Origin of the sequence: Methylacidiphilum sp. Yel, from assembly GCF_004421185.1 — a bacterium.
GTDB lineage: Bacteria > Verrucomicrobiota > Verrucomicrobiia > Methylacidiphilales > Methylacidiphilaceae > Methylacidiphilum.
Window position 1 is genome coordinate 1 of record NZ_LXQB01000059.1, and the last position, 17,296, is coordinate 17,296.

Below are 17,296 nucleotides of genomic sequence, written 5' to 3' on the forward strand. Positions count from 1 at the left end.
GAGGCCGATGAGAGTGTCAGGGTCTATCAAAACCTCAACACCCTCATCGGAGAGCTTGCCCTGGCTAAATCTGGTCAGTTATCTCCAGGAATCCCCTGCCTTTAGGCATGGGGAGGATGTCAAAGGGTCGGAACATTAAGAAGGAAAGACACACACAGACCAAGAAGCAGGCTGCAGAAAAAAAAAAATAGAAAACAGCCCTCTATCTTGATATAGTCAAGACATGCACCCTACCGAAGAGGCTACACGCAGCCAGGGCCCAGTGGAACTAGAAATTCCAGAAGCATTCAACGAGGACTGGCTTGCCGCACTACCCAAAGATTTCCCTAAATGCATCGTCCTCAGTGGGAGAATAGCCAGGGCTGATGGCGAACCCATAACGATAGAGCAGTATCTGGAACTGCCAGAAGATTTCCCAGCCCTGCTCAACGAATACGGAGAACTGGAAATGTCCCCAGCTTCAGACAAAGTTCATAACAACAGGCGCAATGCATTCTATCGCATATTATCATTTTACTGCCAGCAGTGTGGCAATCCTAATGGTGTTGGAATAGAAGAGGAAATATTCGTTTCTGGATTTAGGTCTTACAGGCCAGATTTATCCTATTTTAGTAGGGAACGGCTGCAGACAGCGATTCAACCCATAGGGAAAAGAGGACAGCGTTATGCGGTAGAGGCTCCTGATCTTGTGGTGGAAATCCTTTCCTATTCCAATCTTGAAAAAGTGGTGGTGGGTGAGGAGAAAAAATTATGGAAGCAGAAGAGCACCTCAAAATGGGCTCCCATATTCAAAGAACTGATTCAGGATAAGAGCCTGACAAAAATAGATCTCCATTTGAAGCTTTATGAAGCAACCCAGGTTAAGGAAGTCTGGATTGTTGGAGAAGTAACCAACGTGTATTCCCCAAAGCTAACGGTATACAGACTTGCTTCTGGAAAGCTCCACAAATCAGCTGAATTTATGGCTGGCGAGCTCTTCTGCTCCCCTCTTTTCCCAAACCTAGCAATCGATCCACAGTGGATTCAGGACGGAGTACCGGAAGGGTTTTATCTAATAAGATTTTTCCCACAGCTCTACGCTATTAAAGATGAACACAACCCGCAGCTGACATCCCAGGCCTATCAGCTTATCCAGCGCATACAGCAGGCTTTGACTCTTCCCTCCCATCCAACGGCATAACAAGGGCAGGAAAAGCATTACGGAGGCTGGAAATATCACGAGCCGAAGATCGTTATTATCAATCATAGACCAAAAGGATCACTCTGGGAACGCCGAATCAACTACCAAGAATATTTCCAAGGAAATTAGTTGGAAGGGCTTTTCTTTTGGATTTTTTTTATAAAATCCAGAGCTGATTGGATAATTTGACCTGCACTTTCTTTAATTGTTTCTGTGGCCGCAGCGGTAAGCCTTGGGGTGAGGTCTTCGCTAGGGTTTTGGAGGGATCCACTAATATTCACCGTTGTCCATTGATAGCCGTTCTTTTCTTGGGAAAAAACCTTTTCTTTAGCCCCAGGTAGGAATTCAAGCTGCTCTGGATTAATCCCTGTAAAAAGCTTTCCATGAATTTGATCTCCTATAACTTCGATTTGACCTTCGATTCTGATTTTTCCTTTGCATTCCATTTCGATATTGGAAAGTTCCGTTTTGCTGTTTGAAACAAAAAGGTTTGCTTTGCCTATATCAATAGGTAGCCTGTTTGTTGTCCCTAGTAGTGCTAAAGAAGCTATCAAGGGAAGAGCTTCGATCGCTCCATTTTTCAAATAAATAGTCCCCTCAAGAGAAGTCTCCATAGTTGGAGACTGGCTTAAGAAAGTTTTCCCATTGATATCTCCATCTATTTTTCCTTTCCATGAGGCAGGCAGAAAGAGGGGTAGTGGCAGGGAGTCTAAAGTCAATTCCATATTTTTTTCTTTGCTTGCCCATTTCCATTCGCCATTGGCTTCTATTTGGCCATGAGGTTCACTCACCACAACAAACTTGGAGATATAGAGACCATCAGAAAAAATTTTTAGGAATAGCTCTTTTATTCTGAATGGACCCAAAGAACCGACAGTAAGGTGTCCTCCTTTTCCTTGAGCTATCCACATATCCGTCCCAGGAGATTTCAAGAGCTCTACTGACATACTGTAAAGCTTGCCTCCTCCGGCGATTTGTTTAGGCCATTTTAAAGTGCAGTTGTTGATGACAACCTTTTTTAATTCCACTTTTGTTGGAATCAAATTTTTATAAAAAGCTTCTTTATGCGGAGAGTCTGCTTCACTATAGGAGGCTAATGATAGATTTGGAGAACCCGTGGAAAGTTCTTTAGGAAATTGTTCTTTAAAGACGACTTCTAGATTGTTCACATTAAGCTGTTCGATGTACCAAGAACCAGAAAAAATTTTTCGTAGCAAAAGCTGGCATTCGATGTTTGATCCGACTATGCTTTCGATGGGGCTAGATGGTTTTCCTCTACCGGTATATTTATCGGTTAAGAGGAGATTTCCCTGTAGATGCAATGGCTCAAAACTACCTTCTACCTGAATGGCTTCGGTGATTTTTTGAGAAAGAAATTTTCTAAACCTTTGACTTGAAATATATCCGTCTATGATAGAAAAAAAGCTCACGATGAGGCCTATGAAAAGCAATGAGAGTATTAGAACCAAATAAGCTAAATTCTTGTACATTGTGTTTTTTCTTTTATCTTATGCAAGAGCTTTTTTATCATAATCCTTACTAATGAATCTGCAAGCTGTTGACTTTAGTTGATGATTAAAGTCAGAAAGTTTATTGTTAGGTTTTTCCATCTTCCATCATTATGATTTTATTTATCCTCCGCAGGCTATTAGCTCTTATTCCTCTTTTGCTTGGGGTCACTTTTATGGTTTTTTTCTTAATGTCTTTGACCCAAACGAACTATTTAACCCCCTTGAAGGCCGAAAGAGATATCAGTCCCCAAATGATTGAGGCATTGGAAAAGAAATTTGGTTTGGATAAACCATGGTATGAGCGGTATTTTTTATGGCTGAACAACGTACTTCATGGTGATTTTGGTTACTCTTGGATTTATAAAATGTCTGTGATCGAGTTGCTGATGCAAAGGGTGCAAGCTACCCTTTTGTTGAATCTAAGTTCTCTATTACTAGCCTGGTGCATTGCTATCCCAATTGGTGTATTGTCTGCTATTTACAAAGATTCTCTACTAGATCGACTCAGCTCTTTTTTAGCATACATTTCCATTTCTTTTCCAGAATTTTTTTTAGCCCTCCTGGCCGTTTACTTTGCAGCTCGAACTGGTTGGTTCCCCATCGGAGGATTAACATCCATAGAGTATCCTTTTCTTTCTCCTATAGACAAATTAGTAGACATAGCCTATCATCTTGTGCTTCCCACTGTTGTCCTCGGTATCGGAGGGATTGCCAACATGATGCGGATAATGAGAGGTAGTTTTTTAGATGCGATCCGTGCTGATTATGTGTTAACGGCCAGAGCCAAGGGACTTCCTGAAAATGTCGTCATGTTCAGGCATGTGCTACGCAATGCTATCAACCCCTTAATAAGTACCTTTGGTTATGTTATCGCTGGGCTATTGAGCGGCTCTCTTTTAGTAGAAAACATAATGAACTATCCAGGAATTGGGCAGCTGATTTATTCAGCGTTGATGAAACAGGACCAATTTGTGGTTTTAGGCTCCGTAGTCTTTAGTTGTCTTTTATTAGTTTTAGGGAATTTGATTGCAGACATTCTTTTGGCTTGGGTTGATCCCCGAATCGTCCATCATGAATGAGAAAAGATCTTATATTAAAGAACTATTGAGAAATCCTTTTGGGGGTTCTGCTTGCCTCATCCTTTTGTTGCTGTATCTTATAGCGATTTTGGCTCCTTTTCTAGCTCCCTACGAACCTTCCGATCAAGATCTAAAGAAAACCTATCATCCACCGACAAAAATTTATTGGCACTCCGCTAGGTTCGTGGTGGCACGTTACAAAAATGTAGATCCATCCTCAGCAACTTATAAAGTGATCGAGGGTGAATTTTGTCCTCTGAAATGGTTCGTCCATGGGTATGCCTACCGATTGCTTGGAATTTTTCCTTCTGATATCCATCTTTTTGGGGTAGAGAAGCCGGATCGAGTTTATTTGTTGGGTAGTGATAATACGGGAAGAGACGTGTTTTCAAGATTAGTGTATGGCTCCCAAGTTTCTTTGAGTATCGGACTGATTGGGGTCTCTATTACCATGATTCTAGGCTTATTGATCGGTGGGCTCTCAGGGTATTATGGAGGATGGTTCGACAATGTAGTGATGCGGCTGACTGAGTTTTTAATGGCCGTACCGGCTCTTTATCTCTTGCTGGCTTTGAGAGGCATCTTTGGGGTGAAGTTTAGTTCCGCTCAGGTCTACTTCCTTATCGTCATCATCCTGAGTTTCATTGGTTGGTCAGGATTTGCCAGAGTGATCAGGGGATTGGTTCTTTCTCTACGATCCCAAACCTTTGTCGATGCAGCCATTGTTCTGGGTCAATCCTCGATTAAGATCCTCCTCAAACACCTCCTCCCTAACCTGGCGAGTTATTTACTTGTGTCGGCCGCTTTATCGATTCCTGGATATATTTTAGGAGAAGCAGCTTTGAGCTTTCTTGGCCTTGGTATTCAGGAACCTTCTGCTTCCTGGGGGCTTATGCTAGCACAAGCCCAGGATATGAAGGTGTTCATGCTCAATTTCTGGTGGTTGTTGACTCCTGGAATTGCTATTTTGATAACCGTGGTAGCTTTTAATATGCTAGGCGATGTGCTTAGGGATCTTGTGGATCCAAAATTTCGTATTTATCAAACAAAAAGAGGTTAATCTATATAAATTGATTGATAGCAAAGAAAAAAAAGTTTCAACCTAATAGGATATCGTACGCATGCTTCTACAAGTAGAAGACCTTCATGTCCATTTCTTGACTCAGTCCGGTGAAATCCCTGCTCTGCGTGGCGTCAGTTTTTCAATAGAAAAGGCAGAGTCGGTTGCTATTGTCGGGGAAAGTGGAAGTGGTAAATCGGTGACCGCACTGTCTTTGACAAAACTTTTGGAGAGTCCTCCTGCTATCTATAAAAAAGGGAAAATTCTTTATGAGGGAGTAGACCTATTGTCCCTGTCGCAAAAAGAATTACGAAAGTATCGTGGCGGAGAAATCGCTTATGTTTTTCAAGAACCCTCGACCTCTTTGAATCCAGTCTATTCAATTGGTTTTCAACTTTTGGAGGCTATTGAACTACACCAACCTCATCTCAAAGACAAGAAGTCTGTTGGCTTAGAGGTGCTGCAAAAGGTAGGAATCGTTGATTGTCAAATGGTCTGGAAAAGCTACCCTCATGAACTGAGCGGAGGCATGCAGCAAAGAGTGATGATCGCCATGGCCCTGCTATGTAAACCAAAGCTTCTTGTTGCTGATGAACCTACTACAGCCCTTGATGTCACCATCCAAGCGCAGATACTAGAACTTTTCGCTAAAATTCAGAAGGATCTGGCCATGTCTGTATTGCTGATTACTCATAATTTTGGTATAGTCAAAGGCTTTTCTGATCGGGTGGTGGTGATGTTCAGAGGGCAAGTCGTTGAAGAAGGCCCAACTGAAAAAGTGATTTATTCCCCCACCCATCCCTATACCAAGGCTTTGATTGATTGTGTCCCAAGACTTGGAGAAAAAGGGAAAAGATTGCGTGCTATCGATTATTCTTTAATAGAATCTTCCCTGAACTTATGACTGGACCTACTGTTTCCTCTCCCCTGCTTAGCGTTAATTCACTTAAAGTCTATTTCCCCATTCGAAAAAGCCTATTCGGCCGGTCGAAAGAGTGGGTTAAGGCGGTTGACGATATTAGCTTTACCATTAAAGAAGGACAAACTGTTGGACTCGTTGGTGAAAGCGGTAGCGGGAAAACGACTATAGGCAGAACGATCGTCAGACTGCAAGACCCAACCTCTGGTTCCATTCTTTACGAAGGTAAGCCAATTCACAATCTAAGCCAGAAGCAATTTCGCCCGTATAGAAAAAAAATACAGATGATTTTCCAGGATCCCCACAACTCTTTGAACCCTAGGCTCACTATTGAATCGATTTTAAGAGAACCACTAGATATCCACTTTCCAGGCATGGAGAAAAAACAAAAAAAAGAAAAAATTGTTGAGCTTCTCGAAAAAGTCGGACTCAGTGCTGAGCATCTGTATCGATACCCTCATGAATTTAGCGGAGGTCAACGACAACGGATCGGCATAGCCCGGGCCTTAGCCGTCGGACCGAAACTAATAATATGCGATGAACCTGTAAGTGCACTGGATGTGTCGGTGCAGGCACAGATCATTAATTTGTTAATGGATCTACAGCAAGAATTTAACCTTTCCTACCTTTTCATTTCACATGATTTAGCTGTGGTCGAATACCTCAGCGATTACGTGCTTGTGCTCAATAAAGGGAGGATTGTGGAAGAAGGAACACCAGAAGAAATTTATAAACATCCAAAAGATGCGTATACAAAAAAACTCATTGCATCCATTCCTTCCATCTAGCGACATTCTATGTGGATCAATTCGACTATTTTAGCTTCTTTTCAACGATCTTTAACAGACATTCATCGAGTCTATACATCGGAATGGGGATGGATAGAAAGGTATGGGGAAGACTATGTAGTGATCTTAAACGAAGAACAAAGAAAAGAAGAGGTGGTTGAATCGCTCTTTTGTTGGATCCGATCCCATGGATTATCCTGTAGAAGGGTATTTTTAAAAAAGCGTTTTAAAAAAGCAGGCTCTGCCTCTGAGGGGCTTCTACAACTCTATGGAGAACAGTCTTTTCCCTTAGAAACTATTTGTCATGAAAATGGGCTTTCTTACTCGATCCGATTTCATGGAGGTAGTTCTCCAGGCTTATTCATAGATCAAAGACAAAATCGGATATTTTTAAGAAAGAGGAAAATCGGCAGGCTTTTAAATCTATTTGCTTTCAGCTGTTCTTTTGGACTATGTGCTGCTGTTGCTGGAGGTCAAAGTTGGAATGTGGACCTTTCGGCTAAATTTTTGGAATGGGGCAAAGAAAATTACAGGCTCAATGGAGTTGCGCCCACTGAGCACACATTTTTGGCCATTGATGCCCGAGAATCTTTGAAGCTACTCCGCAAAAAACATATTGGATTTGATCATATCATTATTGATCCCCCCACTTTTTCCTGTGGTAGGCATGGCAAGCATTTTTCTTTTCCTAGAGATTTTGAGCTAATGCTTGATCAAGTATTGGATCTCTGTTCAGAGGAAGTAACAACCCTTTTTCTTTCAACCAACTACAGAAAGTTGCAAACAAAGGGGCTTTTTTTAAAAGCCCAAAAAGTAGCAGCCAAAAAAAACTTGCAGCTTTCGTTGCTTCACGGTCCGTTTCCTTTACCAGATATACCTTTGAGTGAGCTGCCAGCCTGTTGCTGGATAGAAGTAAGGCGTTAGGCAAAGACATTAGTAAGCTACCTAGCTTTGAGAGGAGGCAAGAGAAGAAAATTTTATTTTTTTATCTTTATCAACCCGCACCCCTTCCATCATAAGGAGTTTTTCTTTCATTGACTTTCCGCCCAAGCTATAATGGCCAATTTGGCCATTTTTTTTAATCACGCGATGACAGGGAATCAGCAGAGGCAAAGGATTTTTTGCTAGGGCGGATCCAACAGCCCTAACAGCAAGAGGATGCCCTAATTCTTCTGCAAGTTGACTGTAAGTTTTAACTGTCCCTTTGGGAATTGTTTTTACCCGTTCCAATACCATTTTGTAAAAGGGGGAAAGCCCTTGAAGCCAAATGTCTCCCTCAAAATTATCCCCGTTTAGTAGACTCTTGGACAGTAGGCTAAAAAGCATGGGCGATTGCCTTTGACTTTCTAGAATCCATTTAGATAAGTGAGGAATGTTTGGGTCAATCCGTTGGAGTCTTGTTGGAAGACCTTCGATTAAAACTATCCTCACAGGCCCAAGAGCACTCTCAAGAAAGATATGCTCTTTGGACCGATTTTGTGTGGAAGTCATGGCGTCCATATTTCTTCTATATTCCAGACTAATGGCCCGATGCGGGGAATTTTTACATTCCGCCACCGGTTTTTCAATCCAACATATGTATTTGGAGTTACCAGATAGATATACGGCTGCTCCTCACTCATAATTTCTTGAACTTTAAACCAGCATTGAATCCTCTTCGCCTCATCCAAGGTAGTTAACTGTTCGATCATAAGCCTGTCTATTTCTGCTTCCCAGGGGGTGGCAGGCTGTGGTTGGTTAGGATACCACTGATGCAGTCTTCCTTTGCTCATGAACACAGACATGCCATCGGCAGGATCTCCTCCTCCCGTTAGTCCAAGCAAACAGGCTTCATAATCGTAACTATCACTAATTTTGGTTACGAGCGTGCCAAAGTCGATGAATTGCAGGAGCACTTCAATGCCTATCTGTTTTAAGTTTTCTTTAAAGATGGTAGCCATGGCCGTGCGGATTGGATTTTCTTGATTGGTCAGAAGCGTAAAAGAAACTGGATGGTTTTCCTGATCAAAAAGTCTGCCAGTGGCATCCCGGTGGAATCCAGCCTGTTCTAGAAGCTGCAAAGCAAGGCTAGGATTATAGGGATACTTTTTAACGTTCGGGTTATACCATTTTACATTAGCAGGGGTTTCAGGGCCCCATAGTGGGGTCCCCCTTCCAAAAAGCACGCCATTAATAATCCCTTCCCTATCAATGGCATAAGAAATGGCTTGGCGGAAGAGTCTATTTTGAAACCATTTGAGCTTGTAAGGAATGACATAAGGGAGATTGTTTTTATTTTTCCCAGGGTTCTGATTAAACCAAAGAAAGGAAGAAGCGGTAGAGGGACCTCTGTCGTAAATGGTATAGTGATAAATCTTTTCCCCTTTTTGAACCCATGCGACGTTGTCTGGGCTGATACCTTCGATGTCTGTTTGACCTGAAGCAAAAGCAATCAAGCTGGCGTTAGCATCCTTGACGAACTTGACAATTAAATAATCGATATAAGGCAAGCGGATATCCCCATTGGCTTTTTTCCAGTATCTGGGATTAGCTTCTAGAACGATTCGTTCTCCAGGATTATAAGAAAGAATCAAAAAGGGGCCGCTTGTAACAATCGACTTAGGATCTTTTTTGGCTGTGCTTATATTCCATTGGTTTTGTAAAGATCCATCCTTGAAATAGGGTTCGAGGATATGCTTGGGCATCAATGGAAAGCCTGACATGTAGCGTAAGAAAGGAGCGAAGATTTCAGGAGTTTGGATCTGAATAGTTTGATCATCGATCTTTTCTACTTTAAAAGGTTTTCCGTTTACAGAAAGATCATACGCATTCCGGTTAGGGAATCGGGGATCGTAAATGCAGGCAAAGCTAAAGAGCACGTCATCAGCGGTCAGCGGTACGCCATCACTCCAACTCAGCCCTTTTCTGAGTCTAAAGCGAAAAGTTTTATTGTCGGGAGCTATCTCCCACTGCTTTGCCAGCCCTGGGATCACATGATCTTCTATTGGATCATAGGAAAGCAGACTATCAAACATCAGATTAAGGAACGAAGCAGAAGTAGCATCTTCTGAGACAAGCCAATTAAAAGTAGAAGGCTCTGCGGCACTCGTTTCTATGAATATGCCTCCTTGTTTTCCTTTAAACATGGAAGATGTTTCCATTTCCTCAAAGAAAGGATATGCTGATCGCTGCGCCTTTTGGATTTTTCTTTGTCGGTTACATCCTCCAGCTAGGAAAGAGAAAAGCAAAAGAAAGAAAAGAAACCACAATAGGGCTAGGGAATTCCTTTTTTCCCCTTTTTTTATTGCATCAGAGGGATGGAATAAAAAAAAGGTTTCATAGGAAAAAAAGCATCGGTGGAATCGCACGGGGTTAAAAGGTATCATCTTATTGAAAAAAACAAAATTGAACAAAAACGCAACAGAACAATCTTGCAAAAAGGCCACTTTAGATCTTTTTATAAGAGAGGCGGAATCAAAAGGAGTTGATCATTGTGATAATGCAAAGGACTATACGCGAACCGGTGAGCGTGGAAGGACTGTCCCTACATACAGGGAATCCGGTCAGAATTGTCATTAAGCCAGCGGAAGCTGACAGTGGCTATGTATTTAAAAGGGTTGATCTTCCCGATGAACCCACCGTGCAGGTCTCGGTTGATAACGTCAGGCAAACAGAACGAGCGACGACTATAGGAGAAGGAAACGTCAAGGTTCATACCGTTGAACATGTTTTAGCTGCTTTAAGAGGCTGTGGGGTGGATAATGCTCTCATTGAACTGAATGCCAATGAGCCACCGATTGGAGATGGCAGTGGCATGTTCCTAGTCAATGAAATCTTAAAAGTTGGAACGGTCGAACAGGATAAAGCAGTTTCTTTTTTTGAGCTGAGGGAACCAGTTTGGGTCGAAGGAGAGGATGGAGCATACATTGCCGCCTGGCCAGATCAGAACTTCTCGATTAGTTGTACCCATGTCAGTCACACAGGACTGTTTACGCAGTATTTTAGTTGGCAGTACGATATCAAAAGTTTTGTAACAGAAATTGCCCCTGCCCGAACTTTCGTCTTTTATGAGGAACTGGTCCCTCTTATCGAAAAAGGGTTGATTAAAGGAGGCAGTCTTGATAATGCGATTGTCATTAGGGGGGAAGCAGTCTATAGTCAGCAGCCTTTGCGGTTTGAAAACGAGTTTGTCAGACACAAAATTTTTGACATGATTGGAGACTTTGCTCTCTTTCCCAAAAGATTGAAAGCCAGAGTTGTGGCCGCTCGGCCTAGTCATTTTCTGAATGTCAAATTTATCAGAGAAATACAGAAAGCCTATAAGAATTATCTTTCCCATTTGATGCCCCTTGAAAATATACCCGTTGGGGAAGGAGCCTTAGATATCAATGAGGTGATGAAGATTCTTCCGCATCGCTATCCATTTTTAATGTTGGATCGAGTGCTCGGTTTTCAGGATGACGTAAAAGCCATAGGCCAGAAAGCGGTGACGATGAACGAAGCCTACTTTCAAGGCCATTTTCCTGGTCATCCCATTATGCCGGGGGTGCTTCAAATTGAAGCAATGGCTCAGCTAGCCAGTATCCTTCTGTTGAGAAAAGCAGGGAATGCGGGCAAACTCGGTTACTTTATGAGCGCCGACAAGGTGAAGTTTCGAAAGCCGGTGATGCCGGGGGACACGCTGATCATCGAAGTGGAAATGACTAAGGCAAGAGGGAAGATTGGAAAAGCTTTTGGGAAATGCTATGTCAACAAGGAGACGGTGTGCGAAGGAGAGCTTCTCTTTGCCTTGGTTGACGGTTAAGCCTACCGGTCGGAAGTGGTGGATCGTGTGATAGAAAACCTAATGAATTGGTAATGCAGACCTCTATTCATCCCACGGCAGTTGTAAGTTCAAAGGCACAGATAGGCGCTGGAGTCGAAATAGGTCCCTATGCTTATATTGGTGAAGGGGTAAAGATTGGAGACTATTGTATCATTCATCCGCATGCCGTTCTCAAAGGACAGATTGAAATTGGCCCGGAAAACGAATTTTATTCTTTTTGTGTGATTGGTGAGAAATCCCAGGATTTAAAATATCAAGGAGAGCCTACGTATCTTAAAATCGGAAAAAACAACGTTTTTAGGGAATTTTCTACCGTTCATCGTTCTACCTTTAAGGGACAAACGACTGAAATCGGCTCTTACAACCATTTTCTGGCCTACACCCATATCGCTCACGATTGTCGAATAGGAGACTGGTGTGTGTTTTCTAACAATGCCACACTGGCTGGACATGTAGTGGTAGAAGACCATGTCACAATAGGCGGTCTTTCGGCTGTACATCAGTTTTGTCGGATTGGGAGATTCTCGATGATTGGCGGCTGCACGAAGGTTGTTCAAGATGTGATCCCATTTTCTCTAGTGGATGGCAATCCTGCTAAGCTCCGTTCCCTCAACCTTGTCGGTTTAAAAAGAAATCATTTTTCTGAAGCACAGATTAAAAGTCTCAAGTTTGCCTTAAAACTACTCCTAGATGGGGGATTAAACATTTCCCAGGCCTTAGAAGAGTTAGAAAAAGTCACTGAAAAAACTCAAGAGCTTATGGCCATCATCCGTTTTATCAAAGATTCTGAACGAGGCGTTATTCGCTAGCTGCTTGATTCTCTCTGATAGCCTTGAGGCAAATATGAATTTGAAACTTTTTGGTTTCACTCTTTGTTTATATCTAAAAGGAGGTTTTTCATGATCAGTTTAGATGAAATCAAAGTGCCGCTGGATGTCCCTCAATCAAAAAAAGATACCTACAAGCGGATTTTTTTTGAGATCACCCAAGGATCAGGACGACTGATGCTGATGGCTGGGGATCAGAAGGTGGAGCATTTGAACGACGATTTTTACGGCCCTGGCATTTCTCCCGAAGACGCTGATCCTGAGCATTTGTTTAAAATTGCAAGTAAAGCGCGGATCGGAGCCTTTGCTACACAGCTTGGACTTATTGCTCGCTATGGAATGGATTATCCGAATGTACGATACGTCGTCAAGCTCAACAGTAAGACGCATCTGGTAAAAACTGCTCAGAGAGACCCTTTAAGTCTTCTTTGGCTTTCCTTTGAACAACTCGATTATTTTTTGGAGACCAAGCCTGTCCCTATTGTTGGGGTAGGTTATACGATCTATCCAGGCAGTGAATTCGAACCACAGATGCTTAAGGAAGCTGCACAACTTGTTTTCGAAGCCCATCAGCGTGGACTAATTGCTATTATATGGGCCTATCCTCGTGGGAAAGCAGTGAGCAACGAAACTGATCCGCATCTTGTAGCGGGAGCCGCTGGATTGGGCGCATGCCTCGGAGCAGATTTTGTTAAGGTAAATCCGCCTTCGGTAAAAGAAGGTGATCCAAACCTAGCACTGAAAGAAGCGGTAGCGGCCGCGGGAAGAACAAGACTTATCTGCGCTGGTGGGAAAGAAACAGCCGTCAAGGATTTCCTAAGCAGGTTACATGGCCAAATCCATATCGGCGGTACTTATGGGAATGCCACAGGAAGGAACATTCACCAAAAATCCTTGAGCGAAGCAGTAGCTTTTTGTAATGCAATTGCTGCTATTACTTTTGATGGAGCATCCGTGGAGGAAGCTTTCGCCATCTATAAAGAATCGTAGAGAAAAAGATGGCTCATTTCCTTTCATCTAGGTTTCTTTCGGTTTGCAAGAAGTCGCTCATGGGACTGAATTGACCTCCTCAAAGGAATTTCCAGTTGCTTAGAAGCTATCCTCCCTGATGGGCCGTGGAGTCTATTCGCCTCTGGACCCTGAGTGAGAACATGCACCTTGCAGCTAGAGAAGAAAACCAATCTTGACCTGGCAAAAACGAGTTTCTCAAAGCCACTTTAGAAGTTAAAGTCACCAGCCACCTCTCCCTCAAAGCGCTCAGTAGGGGTTCAGAGCATTGGAGGCGGCGGAATGTTCCCTTCGGCAAGAGCCTACTGCTTACCAGATGCGGTTAGAAGCCCATCCCCATTAGGGGAAAGAGGAGAGTCACTCTGGGGAGGAATCTTTTCTTTTTCTCCAAATACCAGCCCAATGCAAAAGGTTGTTAGGGCTCCAATACATATTCTCCAAGGGAAAGCAATATGAGGCATTGGAAAGGGCATTAAAGAACCATGCGCATTAGTTTTTGGATCCCCTCCAAACAGAGGGCCACTTAGAACCAATACGGCAAGAAAACCTGCAGCCATGGCGTAGGCATTTTTTTTGTCGCTGCCTCTTGTTCTAGTCAGTATCCCCAAAAGAAAAACACCAAGTAGTGGTCCATAAGTAAAGCCAATGATCCCAAGAATAATCGGCAATATTCTTGCTTCAGGTGAGTAAACTACATAAATCGCTGTACCAATCCCGATAAGGGAAGTGAGAAAAGTAAAACCAATGGTGGCAGCACGCAGGATAGAAACCTTTTTTTTCTCATCGGGGATGGCATCCATCGGGGGATGCAGCCAATCCTGACAAAAAGAGGTGGCCAACGCATTCAAAGCCGCACTTAACGAACCTGTAGCTGTGGCAAAAATCGCGGCTATGACAATGCCTCGAATGCCCGAAGGGAGCTGAGTGATGATAAAATATGGGAATATTTCGTTTGGATTTGCCGGCAGAGCAGAATCGGCATGCGTCGAGTAGAAAAAAGATAACAAAAGGCCTATGGAAAGGAAAAGAAAACCGATTGGTATATCAGCAAATCCAGAGAGGATTAACGAAAGCCTACTTTTCTGGTAATCTTTTGCCGTGAGCAACCGCTGGACGATGTCTTGATCGGTCCCATGCGTGGCCATGGTAGTAAAAGTCGAACCGATCAACGCCGACCATATGGTATAATCGATGGCCAGAATCACTAGCAAGTTTTCAAGCAGACCTTTTGAGGGGATAATGCCCATAGTAACCCAGGGTCGATCGATGAGTTTATGGAAAAGTGTGGCACAGGGATAAACATAAGAGAGTTTTTCTACAAGAATCCAGAAAGCAAAAATACCGCCTAGAAGCATCACTAGAGCTTGGATGAGATCAGTCCAGATGACCGCTTTGATTCCCCCAAGGGTGGTATAAATAGCCGTAAAAGTACTGATCAGAACAATGGAAAAGAAGTAGAGTGTCACTTCCTGCAATGGACTGAGAGGATTCTGGAAGAGGATTTGCGTGCCAACTACTAGAATGATCGCCGCGACATAAAGTCGGGTCCCCATGGCAAGCACCCGAGTCAAAAGAAAGATTGCAGAGGCGATCTTTTGGGTAAGTGGCCCAAAACGAAGTTCTAAAAATTGGTAGATAGAATGAACTTTCAGTTGAAAAAAAGGCTTGATAAAAAAAAAAGCGATTATCACTCTGGCTAGGATGGTTCCTAGAGCAAGTTGTAAATAAGTGTAGTTTTGAAGGACGTAGCCTTCAGCAGGTGTTCCTAAGAAGGCCCCAGCGCTTGTTTCTGCAGCAATAATCGATCCTAGGATCGACCACCAGGGCATTTTTCTACCTCCGAGGGTGAGATCATCGTATTTTTTCTCTTGACCATTCTTGCTGCTCAAGAGACCGATCCAAAAAATAAGAGAAAGAAAAAAAAGGATAACTAGCCCATCAAGCCATAAGGATGTAGACATTTAGCTCGTTTTCCTTTTTCTTTGAGATTTATAGTGCCAAAAATAGACAGAGACATGAAACAGAATCAATGAACAAAAATCAGCTTTGCAACAATTACTTACTTATTCTTCGTCTAACATCCTCCTGAATGGCTTCCCACCATTTCTCCAAAAAGTTCTGAGCCTCTTCTTTGACTTGCTCAAGTCTGTTAGTCACTGGAAAGTGGGTAAACAAATAAAACTTTATTTTCGGCTCTGTTCCTGATGCTCGGACCACCAGCTTGTTGTTATTTTCAAAGAGAAGATGTAACATGATTTCCTTTGGAATGAGATCTCCTTCGCTATCATAATGGTCTTCCTGACCAAAATCGTCAAAGGATAGAAGTTTTTGACCAAGAAATTCTCTTGGAGGCTCTTTTCTATAAGATTGCAGAATGGCGGCAATGTAGCCCGACTCCTCAGCTCCTTCGAAAGTTAAACTCCCTAGTTTTTCAGCAAAATAGCCAAAACTATTGTAAATGGAGTCTAGATATTCTAAGAGATTCATCGATTGAATAGCTGCCCATCCAGCTACTTCGATAAGTTCCAGTGCCGCGCTGTTGGCATCCTTATCCCTTACATAATCTCCACAGGAAGTCCCATAACTTTCTTCTCCTCCGCAGATAAAATATGTTCCTCTTTGGAGTTGCACAGCTCTCCTTTCTTCAAAAGGATGAGAGTCGTAATCCACAAGGCCAGATTGCCTCTCATATTTTAACAGCTTTGCACCAATATATTTAAAACCGGTGAGCGTTTCCACGCATCGAACATGAAAATGCTCGGCAATTTTTTTAATAAGATCAGTCGTTACAAATGATTTAATTATCACAGCTCTGTGCGCATTTTCCGGAGTCAGAATGCCAAGTTGGAAAAGTTTGGAGGTTCTATAATAAGCAAAAAGGGCAAAAATCTGGTTCCCAGTTAAATGAACGAATTCTCCATTTCGATTTTTTATTGCTGCTCCCATTCTATCTCCATCGGGATCGGTTCCGATGACAATATTGCTGTTTTCTACTTTTGCTTGTTGGACGGCTAGTGAAAGGGCAGCAGGATCTTCAGGATTAGGAGTCTTTACGGTAGGAAAGCTGCCGTCTGGAACCGATTGGCTTTGGACAAGGCTGTAGTGAATTCCGTGCCTGTCGAAAAGCTTTGGAATGATTTCAATACCAGTCCCATGCAGGGGAGTATAAACTACCTTTAGTTTTTTTTTCGCGCTAGCAAAGGCTTTGGGATCAAGGCAGACGGTTTCGACGGCTTCAATATAAGCTCTATCAGCATCTGGTCCCAGATAAGTCAAAGAGCCTTCGGCAGAGGACGTCCATAAATCTGGAGAAGATTCGATCTTCTCCACTTCTTTTATGACCTCAGAGGCGTGAGGTTCAATGAGTTGGCATCCATCACGAAAGTAGGCTTTAAAGCCATTGTCATAAGGAGGATTATGGCTTGCCGTAATCATAATCCCACCATGCGCCTTCAACAATCTGACAGTAAAAGAAAGCTGGGGAGTGGATCGCTGAGACTCAAAAAGAAAAGCCTCTAGCCCAACCTTTTGTAATTCTCTTGCACAAAGTTCGGAAAAATACCTAGAAAAATGACGGGAATCATGGGAAATGACAATTTTTAATGGTTCGCCAGGAAAATTCCTTTTTAGGTAATTAGCTAAACCTAAGGCAGCGCTGCGAACATTGCGATCGTTCATGCAGTTAACGCCAACAGCTGGAAATTGAGGAGGACCATGGGGATCAGCATTCCCTCGTTCGGCCTGAGTGATAACCCTTCCTATTGTCCGGCCACGAATACCACCGGTTCCAAAAGAAAGCTTTTTATAAAACCGTTCATTGAGCTCTTCCCAGTTGTTGGTCTCTACCAGTTCCTGGATAGATTCCTTTTCAATCGTTGTTAAATTAGTAGTGCTTAGGAAGGCATGAAGGTTTTTAAAAGCTTCTTCGAGAAGTTTGTGATCCTTGAAGGCCGCTTCGATTGCATTGAGTAAAGAAATGTTCATATATAGTTTTATCTTGACATCCTCCCCATGCCTAAAGGCAGGGGATTCCTGGAGATAACTGACCAGATTTAGCCAGGGCAAGCTCTCCGATGAGGGTGTTGAGGTTTTGATAGACCCTGACACTCTCATCGGCCTC

Annotated in this window: 14 protein-coding genes; 9 read left to right on the top strand and 5 right to left on the bottom strand. The window is 42.9% G+C overall.

Annotated features, from left to right (window positions below):
- Window positions 1-223 precede the first annotated feature (223 nt).
- Entirely contained in the window at window positions 224-1,180 is a 957-nt protein-coding gene (locus tag A7Q09_RS08390) for a Uma2 family endonuclease (protein ID WP_134391014.1), read from the top strand.
- Between the two features lie 125 nt (window positions 1,181-1,305).
- On the opposite strand, the gene A7Q09_RS08395 is transcribed toward A7Q09_RS08390, so the two are convergent.
- On the bottom strand, window positions 1,306-2,670 hold the full coding sequence (locus A7Q09_RS08395; RefSeq protein WP_134391015.1) for a hypothetical protein: 1,365 nt from the start codon (window positions 2,668-2,670) through the stop codon (window positions 1,306-1,308).
- A 131-nt stretch (window positions 2,671-2,801) separates the two neighbouring features.
- Between A7Q09_RS08395 and A7Q09_RS08400 the strand changes: the two genes are divergently transcribed.
- The 5 genes from A7Q09_RS08400 (at window position 2,802) to A7Q09_RS08420 (ending at window position 7,461) form a co-directional block, all read left to right on the top strand.
- The gene (locus A7Q09_RS08400) at window positions 2,802-3,770 is read left to right on the top strand and encodes an ABC transporter permease (protein ID WP_134391016.1); all 969 of its coding nucleotides are present in this window, start codon (window positions 2,802-2,804) and stop codon (window positions 3,768-3,770) included.
- Entirely contained in the window at window positions 3,763-4,830 is a 1,068-nt protein-coding gene (locus tag A7Q09_RS08405) for an ABC transporter permease (protein WP_134391017.1), read from the top strand. The genes A7Q09_RS08400 and A7Q09_RS08405 overlap by 8 nt, the downstream gene beginning before the upstream one ends.
- A gap of 61 nt (window positions 4,831-4,891) precedes the next feature.
- Window positions 4,892-5,734 (top strand): ABC transporter ATP-binding protein, encoded by an 843-nt coding sequence (locus A7Q09_RS08410; protein WP_134391018.1) that lies wholly within the window; start codon window positions 4,892-4,894, stop codon window positions 5,732-5,734.
- Window positions 5,731-6,537: an ABC transporter ATP-binding protein gene (locus tag A7Q09_RS08415; protein ID WP_134391019.1), complete on the top strand. Its 807-nt coding sequence runs from the start codon at window positions 5,731-5,733 to the stop codon at window positions 6,535-6,537. The genes A7Q09_RS08410 and A7Q09_RS08415 overlap by 4 nt, the downstream gene beginning before the upstream one ends.
- Window positions 6,538-6,546: 9 nt before the next feature.
- A complete protein-coding gene (locus A7Q09_RS08420; protein WP_134391020.1) occupies window positions 6,547-7,461 on the top strand; it encodes a class I SAM-dependent methyltransferase in 915 nt (304 codons plus the stop codon).
- A gap of 21 nt (window positions 7,462-7,482) precedes the next feature.
- Here A7Q09_RS08420 and A7Q09_RS08425 read toward each other — a convergent pair whose 3' ends face one another.
- Window positions 7,483-8,037, bottom strand: coding sequence for a methylated-DNA--[protein]-cysteine S-methyltransferase (locus A7Q09_RS08425; RefSeq protein WP_244228621.1), 555 nt, complete (start codon window positions 8,035-8,037; stop codon window positions 7,483-7,485).
- Complete coding sequence (locus A7Q09_RS08430; protein WP_244228622.1) at window positions 8,025-9,677, bottom strand: ABC transporter substrate-binding protein; 1,653 nt, start codon at window positions 9,675-9,677, stop codon at window positions 8,025-8,027. The genes A7Q09_RS08425 and A7Q09_RS08430 overlap by 13 nt, the downstream gene beginning before the upstream one ends.
- A 338-nt stretch (window positions 9,678-10,015) precedes the next feature.
- Between A7Q09_RS08430 and A7Q09_RS08435 the strand changes: the two genes are divergently transcribed.
- The 3 genes from A7Q09_RS08435 (at window position 10,016) to A7Q09_RS08445 (ending at window position 13,158) form a co-directional block, all read left to right on the top strand.
- Window positions 10,016-11,320 carry a bifunctional UDP-3-O-[3-hydroxymyristoyl] N-acetylglucosamine deacetylase/3-hydroxyacyl-ACP dehydratase gene (locus A7Q09_RS08435; protein WP_134391027.1) on the top strand — a complete coding sequence of 435 codons (1,305 nt, stop codon included), beginning with the start codon at window positions 10,016-10,018 and terminating at the stop codon, window positions 11,318-11,320.
- 53 nt (window positions 11,321-11,373) lie between these two features.
- A complete protein-coding gene (lpxA, locus tag A7Q09_RS08440) occupies window positions 11,374-12,150 on the top strand; it encodes an acyl-ACP--UDP-N-acetylglucosamine O-acyltransferase (protein WP_134391022.1) in 777 nt (258 codons plus the stop codon).
- A 90-nt stretch (window positions 12,151-12,240) separates the two neighbouring features.
- On the top strand, window positions 12,241-13,158 hold the full coding sequence (locus tag A7Q09_RS08445) for an aldolase (RefSeq protein WP_134391023.1): 918 nt from the start codon (window positions 12,241-12,243) through the stop codon (window positions 13,156-13,158).
- 320 nt (window positions 13,159-13,478) lie between these two features.
- Here A7Q09_RS08445 and A7Q09_RS08450 read toward each other — a convergent pair whose 3' ends face one another.
- Both A7Q09_RS08450 and A7Q09_RS08455 read right to left on the bottom strand, forming a co-directional pair.
- Window positions 13,479-15,137, bottom strand: coding sequence for a sodium:solute symporter (locus A7Q09_RS08450; RefSeq protein WP_134391024.1), 1,659 nt, complete (start codon window positions 15,135-15,137; stop codon window positions 13,479-13,481).
- A 94-nt stretch (window positions 15,138-15,231) separates the two neighbouring features.
- Complete coding sequence (locus A7Q09_RS08455) at window positions 15,232-17,160, bottom strand: phospho-sugar mutase (RefSeq protein WP_134391025.1); 1,929 nt, start codon at window positions 17,158-17,160, stop codon at window positions 15,232-15,234.
- Window positions 17,161-17,296 lie beyond the last annotated feature (136 nt).

Bases quoted from the DNA above. Each gene is read 5' to 3' on its own strand.
- A7Q09_RS08390 (WP_134391014.1), top strand. From the start codon at position 224: ATGCACCCTACCGAAGAGGCTACACGCAGCCAGGGCCCAGTGGAACTA.
- A7Q09_RS08395 (WP_134391015.1), bottom strand. From the start codon at position 2,670: ATGTACAAGAATTTAGCTTATTTGGTTCTAATACTCTCATTGCTTTTC.
- A7Q09_RS08400 (WP_134391016.1), top strand. From the start codon at position 2,802: ATGATTTTATTTATCCTCCGCAGGCTATTAGCTCTTATTCCTCTTTTG.
- A7Q09_RS08405 (WP_134391017.1), top strand. From the start codon at position 3,763: ATGAATGAGAAAAGATCTTATATTAAAGAACTATTGAGAAATCCTTTT.
- A7Q09_RS08410 (WP_134391018.1), top strand. From the start codon at position 4,892: ATGCTTCTACAAGTAGAAGACCTTCATGTCCATTTCTTGACTCAGTCC.
- A7Q09_RS08415 (WP_134391019.1), top strand. From the start codon at position 5,731: ATGACTGGACCTACTGTTTCCTCTCCCCTGCTTAGCGTTAATTCACTT.
- A7Q09_RS08420 (WP_134391020.1), top strand. From the start codon at position 6,547: ATGTGGATCAATTCGACTATTTTAGCTTCTTTTCAACGATCTTTAACA.
- A7Q09_RS08425 (WP_244228621.1), bottom strand. From the start codon at position 8,037: ATGGACGCCATGACTTCCACACAAAATCGGTCCAAAGAGCATATCTTT.
- A7Q09_RS08430 (WP_244228622.1), bottom strand. From the start codon at position 9,677: ATGGAAACATCTTCCATGTTTAAAGGAAAACAAGGAGGCATATTCATA.
- A7Q09_RS08435 (WP_134391027.1), top strand. From the start codon at position 10,016: ATGCAAAGGACTATACGCGAACCGGTGAGCGTGGAAGGACTGTCCCTA.
- lpxA (WP_134391022.1), top strand. From the start codon at position 11,374: ATGCAGACCTCTATTCATCCCACGGCAGTTGTAAGTTCAAAGGCACAG.
- A7Q09_RS08445 (WP_134391023.1), top strand. From the start codon at position 12,241: ATGATCAGTTTAGATGAAATCAAAGTGCCGCTGGATGTCCCTCAATCA.
- A7Q09_RS08450 (WP_134391024.1), bottom strand. From the start codon at position 15,137: ATGTCTACATCCTTATGGCTTGATGGGCTAGTTATCCTTTTTTTTCTT.
- A7Q09_RS08455 (WP_134391025.1), bottom strand. From the start codon at position 17,160: ATGAACATTTCTTTACTCAATGCAATCGAAGCGGCCTTCAAGGATCAC.